Source organism: Rubripirellula reticaptiva (assembly GCF_007860175.1).
Lineage (GTDB): Bacteria > Planctomycetota > Planctomycetia > Pirellulales > Pirellulaceae > Rubripirellula > Rubripirellula reticaptiva.
Map to the genome: position 1 here is coordinate 1,097,208 of NZ_SJPX01000002.1, position 16,415 is coordinate 1,113,622.

Below are 16,415 nucleotides of genomic sequence, written 5' to 3' on the forward strand. Positions count from 1 at the left end.
AGATGATGAAAGTTTGCCTGACTGTCCTGTTAGCATTTCACTGCGTTGTGGTCGCGAACGGTCAATCATCAGTGAAGGTCATCTTTGACACTGACATGGACAACGATTGCGACGACGCCGGTGCGCTGGCCGTCCTTCATGCGCTTGCTGATAAAGGGGAGGCTGAGATTCTTGCGGTCGTGACGAATCGGCGAGGGGCCTCGACCGCATCGGCGGCTACCTGCGATGTGATCAACACCTTTTACGGTCGCCCCGACATTCCGATCGGCACTGACAAGGATGGAGCCAAGTTCGCTTGGAACAAAGTCAGCGCCTATACGCCTGCACTACGCGATGAGTTTCCGCACGATGCGCGTGCTGATGATGAAATGCCCGACGCCTTGCCGTTGTACCGCAAGACACTCGCCGACGCAGCCGATCACTCCATCGTGATTTGTAGTGTGGGCGCGTTGAGCAATCTGGAAGATCTCGTCAATTCTCGCGGCGACAGATACAGCGAATTCAGCGGTGTAGAGCTGATCATGAAGAAGGTTCGCCGCACCGTCATCATGGGTGGCGAGTTTCCGAAATCTCCTAAACCGGAAACGAACATTCGATTGGATATCGCAGCGGCAGTTTCAGTGGTCAATCAGTGGCCAGGGAAAATTCTCTGGCAAGGATACGAAGTCGGAGCGGCTTTGCATTGCGGAGAACCGCTAAAGAACGTCCAAAGAAACAACCCAATTCGACGAGCCTTTGAATTGCGACCGTTTCTTGATGGTTTTGCGATCGATCGAGGAAAGCCCGCGCATGACCAAGCCGCCGTTTTGCTGGCCGTTCGAGGCCCGGAGCCGTCGTTTTGGAAAGTGATCTCGGGTGGACGCGTGATTGTAGATTCTGACGGACACACGGAGTTCCGAACCGATCGAGACCGGCACCACCAGTACGTCGAGATTGCCGGTACTCCCGACCGGCTGACTAAGGTTATCGACGAATTGATGACAACGAAGTGAGGTAAACACCCTTTGGCATGATTGAAACGGTAGACGAACTCACGAATCTAACACGCGAGAAAACGAAATGACGAAACATGCTCTCCCGACAATCGCATTGCTGATTTGTTTGGCGTCAGCGGCAATTGCCGAGCAACCCAACGTGATCGTCATCATGACAGATGACCAAGGCTACGGCGAATTTTCCTGTCACGGGAATCCGATCACGCAGACACCGAACATTGACAAGATCGCCAGCGAAGGCGTTCGCTTGACGGATTTTCACGTCGCGCCAATGTGCACGCCGACGCGTGGCCAGTTGATGACCGGACTGGATGCATTTCGCAATGGTGCAAGTAACGTCAGCAGTGGTCGCACGCTTTTGAAAACGGACGTGAAAACGATCGCCAACGTTTTTCATGACGCAGGATACCGGACGGGCATCTTTGGCAAATGGCACCTTGGTGACAACTATCCGTTTCGGCCCGAGGACCGTGGCTTCGACGAAGCTCTCTGGTTTCCCTCATCACACATCAACAGCGTTCCCGACTTTTGGGACAACGATTACTTCGACGACACCTACATTCGCAACGGTCAGCGCAAGAAGTATCAAGGCTACTGCACCGACATCTTTTTCGACGAAGCCGCAGCGTGGATGGCGCAAAAAGACGAACGTCCGTTTTTTACTTACATTGCATTGAACGCGGCTCACTGGCCATGGTTTGTTCCGGACAAGTATCGAGAGCCAATTCGCCAATCGATCCGAGAGAATCCCGAAGTTGTCGAAAGCCTGAACAAATTTCAGCAGGAAGACCTGGTGAGCTTCCTCGCCATGGGTGCCAACATCGACGAGAACGTCGGCAAATTGGATGAGTGCCTGAAACAGTCCGACGAACGAGACAACACGATCGTCGTCTTTCTGACTGACAACGGCAGCACGATGGGGCAGGACTACTTCAACGCAGGGATGCGTGGCAAGAAGACTCAGCTCTGGGAAGGCGGGCACCGAGTCCCTTGTTTTATTCGCTGGCCGGCAGGTTTAATCGGACCGGCACGCGATGTCGCCGAGCTATCGCATGTCCAAGACTTATTGCCAACGCTTGCCGACTTGGCTAGCGTCGCTGGTGTGCCTAACCAACTCGATGGGCAGAGTCTGGCACCGATTCTGCGCGGTGAAAAAGACAGTCTGAGCGATCGGATGCTTGTCATCAATTACAGTCGCATGCCGGGCGCAAAAGTGAACTATACGCAAAAAAGCCCAGCGATTCCAAGACGCAATGGCGCGGGTGTTTTATGGAAACATTGGCGACTGCTTGAGAATCGCATGCTGTTCGACATTGTCAGTGATCCCCACCAGGACCATGACGTCGCTGCCGAATATCCTGATGTCGTCGCAAAAATGCATGCTCACTTGGATCAGTGGTGGGACGGTGTCAAAGATGACGTGATGACTCCTCAGCGCGTGGTCATCGGATCCGCCAAGGAAAATCCAATGATGCTGACTGCTTGTGAATGGCTGGATGTGTTCGTTGATCAGCAAAGACAAGTGCGAGATGCTGCGTTGAAGAACGGGACATGGCACTTGCAAGTCGCGACGACTGGAACCTACCGAATCGAACTGCGCCGGTGGCCTCGCGAGTCTGGACTGCAACTGACGGACGGCCTCGCAGAAACCCGCGTTACCGACGGCGTATTCGTGCCTGGAAAACCGTTGCCAATCTCGTCGGCAACTCTGCAGGTTGGAGACGTAACGCTAAAGCTGAATCCGCAGCTGGACCAAGAATCGTTCATCACGGAGGTCAATCTCACGGAGGGCCCCATCGAAATGAGAACATCATTCTTGGACTCTAACGAAAATGAAATCTGCGGTGCCTACTACGCCTACGTTGAACGGATCCGATAAACGGTTAGTGCAGAGCAAAAGACGGCCTACCAGTAGCGTCGGCACACACTAGGCTGGCCGTTGCGGATTCCTTTGGAGCGATGCTCGGAATCAGTGACCCGCTTCGATACCAGCAATCGAACGTCTTGGCGACGTCCGCTACGACTCTGCACTCAGCGCCGACTCGTTCGCGGCGTCTCATGGTGATCCATTTAGAATCGCATCAAGGGTTGTGTCCTTAGGCAATGCCCTCAGACCATGGTCGGTCAGACGATCGAGTTCTTTGTAGCGGATGTCGACCAGCGTTGTTATTTCTCGAAAGACAGCCTCGACGCGCCCCTTTGCAGACTGTTGCGATTGGCCATTGAATGTTGACACGCTGCCGCCCGATTGCTGAACAAGCACCGCGTTTTCGGACAGTCGTTTCCTGAATTGTTTTTCATGCCGCGGGTCACTCGAAATCCGCACATGATCGAGTTCGTGCAATACCAGCCAGTTCGTCCAAAACGTTTCTCGGTTCGGCAGATCGCGAAACCAAACGACATGGCCGCAGGTGAGTCCGGTTCGCCCGAGGCGGATTGTCGTCACCATCTGTTGACGACTGCCTCGTCGCTGCAGACGGTTTTGCGTACGAAAGTCATATTTCATTTTGTAAACGGTTAACGCATCCAAGCGACGCCCGCTCGGCATTGTCATCGAGGAAGGTTTTTCCTGCCAACCGTAGCAAAAACGAATGTCTGCCTGTTTCAGCAGTTCCGCGATCGCGACGGGCGGTGGAGGCAACTCAGAGAGCAGGATCGTTCCTGATTGAGCTCGAGCGATTGGCAAGCCGGCAAGACAAATGGCGCCCAGCCCCAGCATCCAAGTCGGTATCCAAGCCAGTCGAAATCGGCGGTTTGACATTCTCATTCGCCTAGCATTCCCTTGGAACTGAGGTGCTCTCTCCAATCCAACAGGGAATTTCGCTCGCGATCGTGTCACACTTCGATGCGAATTTTTTGACAACGAAAGTGTGACATTGGGCAAAGCGAAGGGTCCTTACGAAGGGTGGCGGTGAATTCCAACTTCCTCCATCGAGTCAAGATCATGGTCGCTTTCAGCAAATCCAATTCGGTCCGAACTCCCTACGCTCAGCCCACTGGCGGAGCATCCAGCGGAGTGCATGAGCCGGTCGATCGCGAAATCATTTCAGTCCTCGGTGCGAACTGCCAACTCGGTCACCGGATTATCGAAGTCTCTCTTCGCTGCGGCTATCAAGTTCAAGCGTTAACGCAGAGCAAGTTGCAACATCCTGCGGACGTGGACCTGCGAGTTTTGCGAAGCGACGGCTTCCTCGCTCGCGATGTCCAAAATGTCGTTCGAGGCAGTTCCTGTGTCATCAATCTTTGCAACGTGGGCAACTTTGTCGGTTCCCATGACCAACTAACCAGCGCGAGCATCACCAAGATCGCCTTGGCCGAGATGCAACGAACCAGGAAGACTCGATACCTGTTGATCACGCATCAAAGCGTGTCCGTTCCCGGCGATCATCGACTAGGGTTACACGGCCTAGCGTCTCGATACCTCTGGCCGATGATGCACCGCAGTCGTTGGCGAGACATGCAAGACGAAGTCAACGCGTTGATGCAAACACAGCTTGCCTGGACGGCTGTTCGTTGCCCCCAAATCAAAGACGTCTTTGGGTTTGGATCCATCAGCACGGATCGTCACTGCCCGATGGGCCGCTTCGTGGCGCTCGACCGACTCGCACGATACCTGGTCCACTTGAAGGAATCCAACGTCTACGACCAACAAGCGATTTTCGTCGCCAGCCAGTCGACCCGATCAAGCCTCGCAAGCTGCACGCCCAAAAACTAAACAGAGGAAGCTCGTTGTTCAGGCTGCCAGCCTGAGTTTCAGCCTCGCAGCCTGCTGCTACGACAGCTATTGCTTGCCCGTTCCTCGACTTCAGACGAAGGCAGCATCGCGTTCTACGAATGCTCGACTCGTGTCGACTCACCTTGGTGGTGACATCTAGATTCCGCCGTCGCAAGCGAACCCTTGCTCACTGAGTTACATTCACGATATCGGCGACAATGACTGCGCCGAATGTCCAACGGATGTTGTCTGGAAATGAAGTCGAGAAATAAGACCAACGTTATGAAAATACAACGCCTGTCCTTTCGTTCAACGAAGATGTTTTTCCCTTGGCTTTTCTTGCCGGTGTTTTTCGCGGTACCCGACTCAAGCTTTGCCTTGGACATCTTTGTTTCCGTCGACGTTTCCGTTGATGGAGATTCCCAAGCAGATGGCAGTTTTGCAAAACCCTATGGATCTCTTCCTGACGCCGTAGAAGCAGTTCGTGCATTACGCAAAGCGGGCGATACGGAACCGGCAGCGATTGTCCTTCGCGAGGGACGCCATTCGTTGGAGCGGTCATTGGTATTGGGTAGGGAAGATGGTTCCCCGGTGCCCGCTGAAAATATGCCCGCCGAGGATGTGACGTTCGAACTGCATGGTGCCGGTGATGTGACGGAGCCGGCTTTTTTGACGTTCGCTGCTTACCCTGGCGAGCATCCTGTCATCAGTGCGGGAGTTCCTGTTACCGGCTGGAAGCGATTGGAATCAACGCCGGATGAATTGCCGGCCAAAGCGACCGGCAAAGTCTGGGTGGCTGACATGCCTGACGGCATGGAACGGTTCTACACGCTCTATGACAGTCACGGTCGCCTTAGCCGCGCCAGAGATTCTGGATTCGCTTACATGAAGCAGGGCACTCAACGGACACTCCACTTTCCCAAAGGGGCGCTTAAGATTTGGGATAACATTGAAGACGTCGAAATCCAGGTAAGACCAGGCCGAGCCTGGGCAATCAATATGCTGCCGCTCGCATCGATCGATGAAGCCTCGGGTGTTGCCACAACCGGCGTTTCCGCGACCTACCCTATGGGGCCGTTGCCTGGGTATCTTCACGACCCCGGCGCCTCGGTTGTGTGGGTCGAGAATATCCTCGAGGCCTTGGACGAACCCGGGGAATGGGTTGTTAATACGAAAACTCGCAAGATCTATCTGTGGCCTTCTGATCCTGCCGACGATGGATCGCCGCGTGGGATCTTGGCGCCGACGACGACCGAACTGATTCGTGTCGAGGGGACGATCGATTACGACGGCCCCACGGATACGCCCGTCCGAGGCATCGCTTTTGTTGGATTGACTTTTTCCCATGCCGATCGCTGGGCTTGGACGAGCGACGAAGGCCGTGTTGGCTGGGGAATGCAGCACGACTGGGACATGTTTGACCGGCCAACCGCACTCCTTCGTTTCCGCGGTGCCGAGGACTGCCGAGTGACGGACTGTCGCTTTATCAATTCCGGTGGCTCGGGCGTTCGTTTGGATCTGCATGCCCAACGTAATCGGATTGTCGATTCCGAATTTGCACACTTGGGCGAAGCCGGAATCCTATTGTCAGGATATGGCCCCGGCACCAAAGACGCGAATCACCACAACGACATCGTCAACAATCATATTCATCATTTTAGTGAAATCACATGGCATTCCCCCGGACTATGGGCTTGGCAAAGTGGGCACAACCGAATGGTCCACAACGAGTTGCATCACAGCGGCTATTCGTCGGTGCTGATCACCACTCGAGTGACTCCTGGCGGGCGCTTAACCGGTGAAGGTGGCAGGACCGTACGTCACCACGAGATCGCAGAAGAAGACGGCGGTCGAGGACGCGGTGGATACGAGAACTGGAAGCGTCGCGAGAAGTACACGCACTCCCGCCACAATCTCTTTGAGTACAACGAAATTTCGCATGCGGTACAGTTGCTGTCCGATGGAAACGCCATCTATGTCTCCGGGGCGGGGACGGGAAGTATCGTGCGTTACAATTATGTGCACGACAACAATGCAAATTCCCTGCCGGCACCGATCCGCTGCGACGACGACCAACATGATGCGCTCATCTATGGAAACGTCCTCTATAACAACGGCGGATTTTCAGCGGGCATTGCTTCAAAGGGAGTGAACGATATCGTCAACAATTTCATTGTGGCGCCAGCGGTTGTGCCCAGAAACGGTTACATCAGCTTTGAGTGGGCTCCGGTGACGGGTTCCAAGGTACAGCGAAATATCATCGTCTCGCATGCCGATGGTGGACGTGCCCAATCCGAAAGACTGAGAAGTGGGCAGACAACCGTCGGCCCCAAGCTTGAATCAACGGACATGGATTCCAATCTGTATTACCATCCAACCAACCCAAACTGGATGGACGAGCATCTGCAAAGGATGCGGGCGGTCGGCAAAGAGAAGGCAAGTCTGGTCGGCGATCCTCTGTTTGTGGATCCTGCCGGCAGCGACTTCAATTTCCAGCCCGGTAGCCCCGCCTTGGAATTGGGGATCGAGTCGCTAGACGTCTCCCAAATGGGGCGACGGGACAAGAACTAAAGTCCTTCGCTGCATGAACCATCCACGGTTTTCACGAGGAACTTCCCGCACGGAATTGTCGACGTAATATCCGCGATCGATTCAGGCGAACCCCAATATGCCCGCGGCTCGGTCTTTGCAGATCTCGAGACGAGCTTCGCGAAAATTAAGCAAAAGCGATCGAGGCCGCTCCGCGCGGAGCCAAGGCTGAGACCAACAACCTGAACGACGGAAAAACCGAAAACAGAAAGAAAGGATGTAGCGGATTGACGAATCCAGGTGATCAGTAGAGTGGACGGTCTCTTGTTGCAGAGCGTTGGGTTTACACACTGGACAGAGATTGCTGTGCTGAGTTGCTTTTGTTCCTGCATTCCACTGTTCCTGCATTCCACTGTTCCTTCATTCCACTGGGGCATGAATGCCGGACCTCGATAAAGAATTCGTAAATCAATTAAAAAAATGACAGGGCAGTTTAGTCGCCTATCTGGTCAGCATACTGGGCGATCTTCACGACGCTCGAGATGTTCTGCAGGCCACCAATTTGGCGTTCTGCGCGCTCGGGGTGGTACCCCGAAACCTGGAAAACGATCTGACCTGAAACATGGGAACTAAAGCCGTGAAGACCGCAGCTTACCGCTATACACTTCTTTTAACGTTCGTCGTTTGCACGAACTTGCTCGGCCAGAACCGAACGGAGGCTGCCGAGCAGCCGAACGTTGTTTTCGTCTTCTCGGACGACCAGCGATACAATTCTTTAAGCATGACAGGCGATCCCGTCACGCAAACGCCTCACTTGGATCGTTTGGCGACTGAAGGCGTGTTTTTCAACCAAGCCTTCATCACGACTCCGATTTGTGGACCGAGCCGAGCAAACATTTTCACCGGGCAATGGGAACGCAAGAACCACATCGGATTCACGATGGTTTCCCAAAACGTTATCACCGAGGAAGCCTTTGCCAACAGTTGGCTGATGAAGCTGAAGGACGCCGGCTACAGCACCGCCTTTATCGGCAAACACCACGCAAAAATTGTCGATCGCGGCAACACACCGCTGAAGAAAAACACAGACTTCTGCTATTACGGCGAGGGACATCTTGGCTTTCATTTTGGGAAGCACAAAGCGTTTACGAACCTGAAAAACCGCAGTCAAGTCGAAGGACTGTTCGAGGCGACCGAGGCATTTTTAAGACCGGGACATGACTTCGATTACTTCTACAGAAACGCCGACAAATCTGTCGCAAATTGTTTGAAGCAACGCGACCCCGGCAAGCCGTTCGCAGCGTGGGTCAATTTCAATCTCCCCCATGCGGCTAGCATCGGCCCGATGGGGTCCGAACCCACTGACCCAGAGTTCTACTCGTCGTTGTACAACGACCGAGCAGACGCAGTTCCGTTTCCAGACGGATATCCACTGAACGTTACTTTGCCCAAGCATGTTTTCAGCAATGACGATCTGATGCCGTACTACCGACACGGCAATCGAAAGGGTTTGCTGAACACGAAAATCAAAATGAATCGTGCGGTGTATGCCATCGACCAATTCATCGGCAACTTGCGAAAAATGCTTGCCGACATCGACGAAGACAAGAACACGATCATCGTGTTCTGTTCGGACAACGGGCTGCTGTTGGGCGAACACGGTTTTGGCGGCAAGACCATGCTTTACGAAGAATCCGTTCACGTTCCACTGATCGTTTACTCGCCTTTCCTTCCCGAAAAAGTCCGAGGCACGCAGCGTGACGAGTTCGTGGTGGGGCAAGACATCCCGGCAACGATTTTGGACATGTGTGGACTCGATGTACCGAGTACATATCAGGGCGTCAGCATGCTGCCGCTAATCGAAGGCAAGCATGTCGATTGGCGTGGCGACGTGTTCCTCGAAAACTTGTTCACCATGCAAGGTTACCCGCGACAAGAAGCCGTGCGCGGAGAGCGGTACAAATACATCCGCTACTTCAGCAAGGAAAACGATCGCGATCAATACTTGCCCGACGCATCCATCGCGGGCGAGAAACCAATCTACGAAGAACTATTCGATTTGCAGACCGACCCACGCGAGTTGGTGAATTTGGCATCAAGCCCCGAGTACGAAGTGACTCTGCAAACCTATCGCGACCGTTGCCAAGAACTCGTCGTCGAACTGGCCGAGTAAAGATCACGGGAACAAGAATTGTCGCCCGATCGCCACGGCGGTCGAAGTTTTGCGAACAAACCGGCAAAGCGGCTCGGCAACGACCCAGCACTTATTGTCATGCATACGAGAATGAGAATCAGGAATAACACTATGAACATGAAGACAACTTTGATTGTGGTTGTGCTGTCCGGTTGGTTTGGGCTTGCAATCGCAGCGGATAACGTCGCCGCCTCGGAAACCGAGATCGAATTTCAATCGTTTCTAGCGCAGCACGATATGGTGTGGGACCGGATTCCTAACCGCTGGGAAGTGGCGCCGTATACAGGAAACGGCAATGTCGGATTTTTGTTCTATCAGGCGCAGGGCGAAGCGAAAAATGTGATTTCGATCTATACGGGACGTCACGACTACTACGACCACCGCGCGCCGCATGATGGTGACGAACTGTTGTGGATTTATCGAAGTCGGCTACCACTCGGGCATTTCAACCTGACGTCTGATGGTGATATCACTGCGGTGGATCTGCGACTGGATCTATGGAACGCGGAACTGACCGGCACCGTCAACACGAACAAGGGCTCATATGCGGTGCGAGGTTTCTCACACAGCTTGCATGACGTGATCTATTTCGAAACCAATGCGGATCACGAATCCATCAAGGTGTCCTGGCACCCGGATGTTCCCAAGGCTCCGGTACGCACGACTTTGGAAAACGGCGGCGGACCGAAGGGCGCAAGTTGGAACAAGATGCGTGAGGCTCCGTATGAGTTGCCGCCGGAGCCGACCTTGAGCGAAAAGGACGAGATGCAGTTCTGTTTTCAACCCTTGTATCAAGATCGGGGCGAAACAACGACCGGCTGGAAGATTCAGGGTAAGCCGTCCGGCAAACAGATCCTGCTGGCCAGCGTCCATCACAGCTTTCCGCAACACGACAGCATGGAAAAGGTGGCGAACAATTTGCAGGTAGCCACAGATCTGCTTGCCGGGAACACGTTCATCTCTGCCCACCGCAAATGGTGGAACAACTATTACCCACTCAGCTTCCTGACCATTGATGATCCGGAAAAGGAAGCCTTCTACTGGATCCAAATGTATAAATTTGCATCGGCGACCCGTGGCAACGGACCGGTGATGGATTTGATGGGGCCGTGGTACCACAGCACGTTCTGGCCAATGGTCTGGGGCGATTTGAATGTCGAACTGCAGTACTGGACGCACCTGACGGCCAACCGACTGGACGTTGGCTCCTCACTGTGCAACTGGTTCGATAAACATGAGGCGCAGCTATTTAAGAATGTGGCCGAGCGCTGGAAAGAAAGCGCCGGTCTGGCCACGTTGTTTCCGCAAGATCTAGTGGCAGGCCAAGGCGCGACCGTGCCGGACATGCTCTGCTGGATTCTTCACGATTACTGGCTGCACTGTCAGTTCGCGGGCGACCGCGATCGGATCCGTGAGGGATTGTTCACTAAACTTCGTGGCGTAGGAAATAGCTATCTGAACTATCTGAAGGACAATCCGGTGTCATCCGACGACGGAAAAATACACATCAAGATGAGCTGGTCGCCAGAATACCCTGGTGGTCGCGGGAAGGACATCAATTTCACCATCGGGTTGATGAAGTGGTGTTTCCAAACCCTGCTCGACATCAACCAAGAGCACAGCCTGAACGATCCGCTGACGAATGAGTGGCAGAACATCGTCGACAATCTGGTCGACTTCCAGATCGATGACAACGGTCTGCGCGTCGGCAAGGAGATTCCTTTCGACAAGCCGCACCGCCACTATTCTCACCTGCTGCCTTTCTATCCGCTGGCTGTCCTGACCCCGGACACCCCGGAAGGCAAACAGCTTATGCGCACTTCGCTGGATCACTGGCTGGACGTAACGTTCAACAGTGGCATTAAAGTGACTGCGATGCCGGTGACTGGTTATACCGCAACCGGGGCCGCTTCCATGTACGCGTGGCTTGGCGATTCAGATCAGGCGTATCACTATCTCAACTACTTGATCAAGCACGATCGCGTATCTCCGACGACGATGTACGCCGAAGGAAATCCAGTGATCGAAAGCCCGCTCTCTTTTGCTACCTGCATTCACGACATGCTGCTGCAAAGTTGGGGCGGTGTTCTACGTGTCTTTCCTGCGTCGCCCAAGCTGTGGGACGATGTTGCCTTCAAGGATCTGCGCGGGCAAGGAGCTTTCCTGGTCAGTGCCAAAAAGCAGGCGGGGGCGACTCAGTTCGTGACCGTAAAAAGTTTGATTGGTTCGCCTTGCGTGGTGCGGACAGACATCCCGAACCCGAAAATCACGATCGACGGCTCTCACGTAACGATCATTGCCCGCGAGGACGGTAGTTATGAAGTCCCACTCAAAAAAGGGCAAAGCGTCACGTTTGCGCCAGTTGCTTTGGGACAAGTTGATTTGACGATCAAACCGATCCCAGTCGCCGAATCGGATCGCAATCTGTTCGGGCTGAACGAGAAGACCACTCGGCTGCCGGGCCACCAGCACTATTACAAAGAGGCGTCTGCGGCCACCAGCCGGAAACCGCCCACGGCTTCGAAGCAGAAACGGGTCAAACGTGAACCAATTCCGCGCGTCCGGTAGAAAGAAAAGAAGTCTAGGCGGCTATCATGCTTGGGAGAGTCGGGACATGGTCAACGGGGTACACCACGGACCGATCACCGACAAAGAGTCGGGGTGGATGACAAGCGCCGAGTACGCCGATGGCGAAGTCGGTAAGAAAATGGGCATAGCGTTCGACGATCCGGCGAATGGTTCCGATTGTGTTTTCACTCGGGATCTGGAGGGCAACTTCACGTGATCTACGAGGACTGGAGCCCCATTCATGCCAACAGTCATTCGTTCGATTCACCACTAGCCGGCCACGCGGTGAGCAAAGACGAGAAGGGTGACGTTAAGATTCTGGCACCGGCGGTGGACGAGCGCACCAATCTGACCGGCGTGATCAAAACGTACAAACACCCGCACTGGGTCGTGGAATCCCCTGAACGGTTCAAGTCAGATATCGGCGAGTACGAAGTCCATTTGTCGGAACAAAATGCTTACGGCGATTGGGCATCGATCTGTATCGACGGACAGTATTAGTTGTTCGGCGATTATGATCCTGCCGGATCCCACGGCGCTGGATCTTTTGGCGATGGCGGTAGCAATATGAGTGTTGGATGGTTCACTTCATCGAGTCTGGATAAGCAGTTTGAGTTTTGCGGGAGCGTCGGTCAGGGGCATCCCGATCCGGATGTCTGTTTTGCCGAAGGACGTTTCTGGCTGGCAACCCAACCTGAAGAGGATTCCATAAGCCGCGGCCCTTGGACAGAGAGCATCCAGGTGCGTATCGGCGTGGACACGGACCACGATGCGAGGATTGACACGTGGACCGACTGGCAGGAAGTCAAAGAGGGCTACGACTACATCACCGACTTTGCCAAACAAGTTACGAGGACTCCGGCAGAACTGGATCTGAGTGCGTTGCCAGCGGGTTACGGTTACCAATTTGAACTGCGTCTAACCGACACCCCGGAAAACAAATCCAAACCGATCCTCGATCAAGTCCAACTGCATTTCGAACCCTAGTTCCTGAAAAAATCAATGAACCTAAAGCACTTTGAGTGCAACGCAACGCCTTGGAATCGTCGGAACAAAGATTGGCAAATCGAACTACCGCAAATTGGATTCACTTTAGGATCAGTGCAATGATTAAATGGACCACACGTCCCGTCGCTATTCTGTTTTGGACACTCGGTTCATTGCAGGCGGCGGAGCTCTATGTCAGTCCGGTCGGCAACGACAACAATCCGGGAACAAAATCGAAGCCCTTATATTCACTCGCTGATGCGCAACAAAAGACGCAGATTTTTGCCGGCAAGGAATCGGTTCTGGTTCACGTCGCAGACGGTGTCTATTGTCTGCCGCAAACCTTGACATTTACTGCGGCCGATTCTGGAACAGCCCGGTATCCGGTGGTGTATCGCGCCGAGAACGATGGCGGTGCCGTGATCAGCGGTGGTACGAAGCTTGACCTGCAATGGGAACATCACTGCACGTTGGAACCATTTGGTGGGAATGCTGTTTTCGTTAACAACTACAATCGCCGCATCAAGGTCCACAAAATTCCCCAATGGATCAGTTTGGTGTGCGTGATCCGCAGTTACGTGCCGATGCACGAACCCCGGAGATTCCAGCACTACGAAATATTTCGAGTGATCCCAAGTCCATCGTGTACGACTGGCTCGGAGGAAAAATTCGCAATATTGAAGGTGCAGAGTATTCCGTCTGGAGTATCTCGCCAGAAATTGGTGGCGTGATGGTGCTCTTTACTCCCGGGTATCGGGAATTCGGTGCTGCTGGATTGCGCAATGGTGATTTGATCAACACGTGCAATAACCAAATGGTTAAGAGCGTTGATGATTTAGCCAGGATCATCAACGAGGCACCAGCCGATCAATCGCTATCTCTTCAGTTTCGGCGCGAAGGCAGTCGAGGTAACAAGGTTGGATTCGCTGAGCGTCCCCCAGTGCCGGAACTTCCTTAGTCGGGTTCTTCGAATTCTGCTTGGGCGTTCTATTGCTGGGATTCCTCGTCGCATACTTGGGTTCGCAAAGTACAATTATCTTGTTTCAGAATCCTATTGCATCGTTGCCAATCATGAACACTATGTCATTTCGTGCGTTCTATCTGCTCATATTCGTCATGAATTTGGCGGCTCCTGTCAGTCGGTCAGTGGCGCAGTCGGATGATCTTTGTGCGGAGTGTCTTCCGCATACTGATCCGGAGAACTTGGGCGAGTGGCAGGTTCAGAATGCGTTTAGCGATGAGTTTAATGACGAAACGCGCTCAAGCATTTGGCATGTACAGGGTAAGGACGATGGGCAAGGTCCTTATTACAACAGCAACAAAGGAAGAAACTCGCAGTTCATTCCCGAAGCTATCTCCCAAAGTGAGGGAATGCTCAGGATCAAGTCCGACTGGAATCCGAGCTTCCCTTTCGACGAAGGATACGGCGTTCCTCCGATCACAACCGGCGCGCTGATCAGCAAGGAACTTCTAAAATACGGCTACATGGAAATCAAATGTCGTGTCGGCAAGAGCCCGATGTCTGGTGCATTCTGGGCGGTAGGCAATGGCCAAAGTACTGGCAATCGGGGAGAACTGGACGTGTTTGAACATGTCGGCCAAGGCTGGGACTCGCAAAAGGACAATGCGGACATCTCGAGGACCATGCAGATGTCGATTCATAACTGGAGTCGATCGCTCAATGATAATCTTGTCAATCGAAGGCACTGGACCCAGAAACACTCGCTGGGGTTTGACGTCACCGATGGGATGCATGTCTATGCGGCTGACTGGACGGAAAATTACATCAAGTTTTATGTGGATGGAACTTTGATCCGCACCTTGACCAAGGAAGAAGCAGACGGCGTTAAACTGAACGGGCTCGGCGGTTGGGTCATTGACCAAGGCCAGCGGGTGTGGATTGATTGTGAGTTATTCGATTGGGAGGGCCGTGTGTCCGAGTTGAAAGCTGACATGTTTGGCGACGAGGCCGTCTTCGAAGTGGACTACGTTCGTGTTTGGAAACGAGGATCCGATGGCAAGCACGGTCAAGACGATCATCAAGCAAACCTGATTCGTAACGGGAACTTTCAGACGAATCTGGATGGATGGGAGACACAAGGCACGGTTGCCATTCAGGATGTTTCCAAATGGAAGTTTTGGAAAGACAACAATCCTTCCCTGGACCCCAACGCGATGCAAATAGGTGCGGGCGGTACAGGATCGGCGAGTCAAGTGATTTCGGTCGAGCCGAATACCAAGTACCTCCTAACGGCGCACCTGCGAACTCCCGCAACCACGGGAACGTTAGAGCCTTCCAACCTTCGAGTAAAACCAGTGGTATTTCACGCAGGATGGATGGGCGTCGAGGACCACGGATCCCCCAGGCTGACCCGCAAGGTTTTTCACAATTGGTTTCAGTCATACAGCATCGAATTCACGACCGGTAGCGCCAACGAAACAGCGACGGTTTTCTTCAACAATACCGAGTCGCAACGAGGCGGGTTGTTGCATGTCGATGGTGTGACCGTCACGAAAGTGGACGACCTTCGGTAGGGGCAGGTTTCCGATTCGTCAATTCGAATAATCGAGTAAACAAGCCGACAAGGAAGAAGAAGACTTGGCAGTGCAACTCGCTTGCGCGTTTTGATGTTGCGTCCAACTTCACCCTCCCGCTTGCGGGAGGGTCGGACGCGAAAGCGGCCGGGGAGGGAAAAGCACCAGAGCAAGTCTATCGTAGTTTTATCGTATTGCCCCTTTCCTCGCTTAGGCTCGACTGTCCCGGAGGGAGAGTGAATTCTAAAACGACGTTTTCCTCAGTGTTTTACCGCTCGACATCCACTAAAAGATCGATTTGGCGCAACATCAAAACTTGCGCGTCGGTTAGGACATAGCAATCCTCGATACGAAGCCTCGTTTCCGCCCCGTCAAGCATTTGCGGCCGGAATGCTTTCCTCGGCGTGACAGGTGGATACCGAACGGCGTACGAGCGAGCAACTTGCTGTCCTGTCGCAAGTCGGCTCGGCGGCGCGATCGTGCTTTACATCGCTCGCTGTCATTGGCACGCTCGTTGCGATTCGTGTTCGTAAGCTTGATTCAAAACCTCTCTTTTCAATTCAAGCCTCGAACGAAGAAACGATCGTGAAAGCCGTAGGTTCGACTAAGGAACGGGCGGTAAATTACTGTCGCAGCTGACCCCGCTAGGGTTCAGCTACGGCACCGGTCGAACTGCGCGGGCTGGACGACGTTGTCAGTTGCAGCGCCGCCGACTGCTTGCATGGCCGCCAGTTTCCCGACGTGACAGCAAAGGAAGCGAAGGCCTCGCTGAGCATGTAAATTACTTCTTACCTGCGATAAAAAGTGAAGATAGCACCGAGAATCCGCTGACTTTCTGGCCGGATAACCACGCGAATTCGAGATGCCGGATGGCAGCCTATGCCATCCTCAT

Annotated in this window: 13 protein-coding genes; 11 read left to right on the forward strand and 2 right to left on the reverse strand. The window is 53.6% G+C overall.

Annotation, left to right across the window (positions count from 1 at the left end):
- The first annotated feature begins 2 nt into the window (after positions 1–2).
- Entirely contained in the window at positions 3–992 is a 990-nt protein-coding gene (locus Poly59_RS10370) for a nucleoside hydrolase (protein WP_146533979.1), read from the forward strand.
- 67 nt (positions 993–1,059) lie between these two features.
- A complete protein-coding gene (locus Poly59_RS10375; RefSeq protein ID WP_146533980.1) occupies positions 1,060–2,874 on the forward strand; it encodes an arylsulfatase in 1,815 nt (604 codons plus the stop codon).
- Positions 2,875–3,051: 177 nt separating this feature from the next.
- Here the strand turns inward: Poly59_RS10375 and Poly59_RS10380 are convergent, their stop codons facing one another.
- Complete coding sequence (locus Poly59_RS10380) at positions 3,052–3,762, reverse strand: hypothetical protein (RefSeq protein ID WP_146533981.1); 711 nt, start codon at positions 3,760–3,762, stop codon at positions 3,052–3,054.
- A gap of 144 nt (positions 3,763–3,906) precedes the next feature.
- On the opposite strand from Poly59_RS10380, the gene Poly59_RS10385 reads away from it, so the two are divergent.
- The 7 genes from Poly59_RS10385 to Poly59_RS10410 all read left to right on the forward strand — a co-directional run bounded on the left by Poly59_RS10385 (position 3,907) and on the right by Poly59_RS10410 (position 12,988).
- Positions 3,907–4,710, forward strand: a complete 804-nt coding sequence (locus Poly59_RS10385) for an NAD(P)H-binding protein (RefSeq protein ID WP_222436077.1) — start codon at positions 3,907–3,909, stop codon at positions 4,708–4,710.
- Positions 4,711–4,992: 282 nt separating this feature from the next.
- Positions 4,993–7,281, forward strand: coding sequence for a right-handed parallel beta-helix repeat-containing protein (locus Poly59_RS10390; RefSeq protein ID WP_246151533.1), 2,289 nt, complete (start codon positions 4,993–4,995; stop codon positions 7,279–7,281).
- Between the two features lie 580 nt (positions 7,282–7,861).
- Complete coding sequence (locus Poly59_RS10395; protein WP_146533983.1) at positions 7,862–9,412, forward strand: sulfatase-like hydrolase/transferase; 1,551 nt, start codon at positions 7,862–7,864, stop codon at positions 9,410–9,412.
- A gap of 132 nt (positions 9,413–9,544) precedes the next feature.
- Positions 9,545–12,001, forward strand: a complete 2,457-nt coding sequence (locus Poly59_RS10400; RefSeq protein ID WP_186776145.1) for a glycosyl hydrolase family 95 catalytic domain-containing protein — start codon at positions 9,545–9,547, stop codon at positions 11,999–12,001.
- 46 nt (positions 12,002–12,047) lie between these two features.
- Entirely contained in the window at positions 12,048–12,218 is a 171-nt protein-coding gene (locus Poly59_RS29345) for a hypothetical protein (RefSeq protein WP_186776146.1), read from the forward strand.
- Positions 12,215–12,502: a hypothetical protein gene (locus tag Poly59_RS10405; protein WP_146533984.1), complete on the forward strand. Its 288-nt coding sequence runs from the start codon at positions 12,215–12,217 to the stop codon at positions 12,500–12,502. The genes Poly59_RS29345 and Poly59_RS10405 overlap by 4 nt, the downstream gene beginning before the upstream one ends.
- Before the next feature lie 66 nt (positions 12,503–12,568).
- Entirely contained in the window at positions 12,569–12,988 is a 420-nt protein-coding gene (locus tag Poly59_RS10410) for a hypothetical protein (RefSeq protein ID WP_146533985.1), read from the forward strand.
- 248 nt (positions 12,989–13,236) lie between these two features.
- Here the strand turns inward: Poly59_RS10410 and Poly59_RS10415 are convergent, their stop codons facing one another.
- Positions 13,237–13,533 carry a hypothetical protein gene (locus tag Poly59_RS10415; RefSeq protein ID WP_146533986.1) on the reverse strand — a complete coding sequence of 99 codons (297 nt, stop codon included), beginning with the start codon at positions 13,531–13,533 and terminating at the stop codon, positions 13,237–13,239.
- On the opposite strand from Poly59_RS10415, the gene Poly59_RS10420 reads away from it, so the two are divergent.
- Together Poly59_RS10420 and Poly59_RS10425 are read left to right on the forward strand one after the other, a co-directional pair.
- Positions 13,533–13,946 carry a PDZ domain-containing protein gene (locus tag Poly59_RS10420; RefSeq protein ID WP_146533987.1) on the forward strand — a complete coding sequence of 138 codons (414 nt, stop codon included), beginning with the start codon at positions 13,533–13,535 and terminating at the stop codon, positions 13,944–13,946. The genes Poly59_RS10415 and Poly59_RS10420 overlap by 1 nt on opposite strands.
- Positions 13,947–14,068: 122 nt before the next feature.
- Positions 14,069–15,523 carry a family 16 glycosylhydrolase gene (locus Poly59_RS10425; RefSeq protein ID WP_222436078.1) on the forward strand — a complete coding sequence of 485 codons (1,455 nt, stop codon included), beginning with the start codon at positions 14,069–14,071 and terminating at the stop codon, positions 15,521–15,523.
- Positions 15,524–16,415 lie beyond the last annotated feature (892 nt).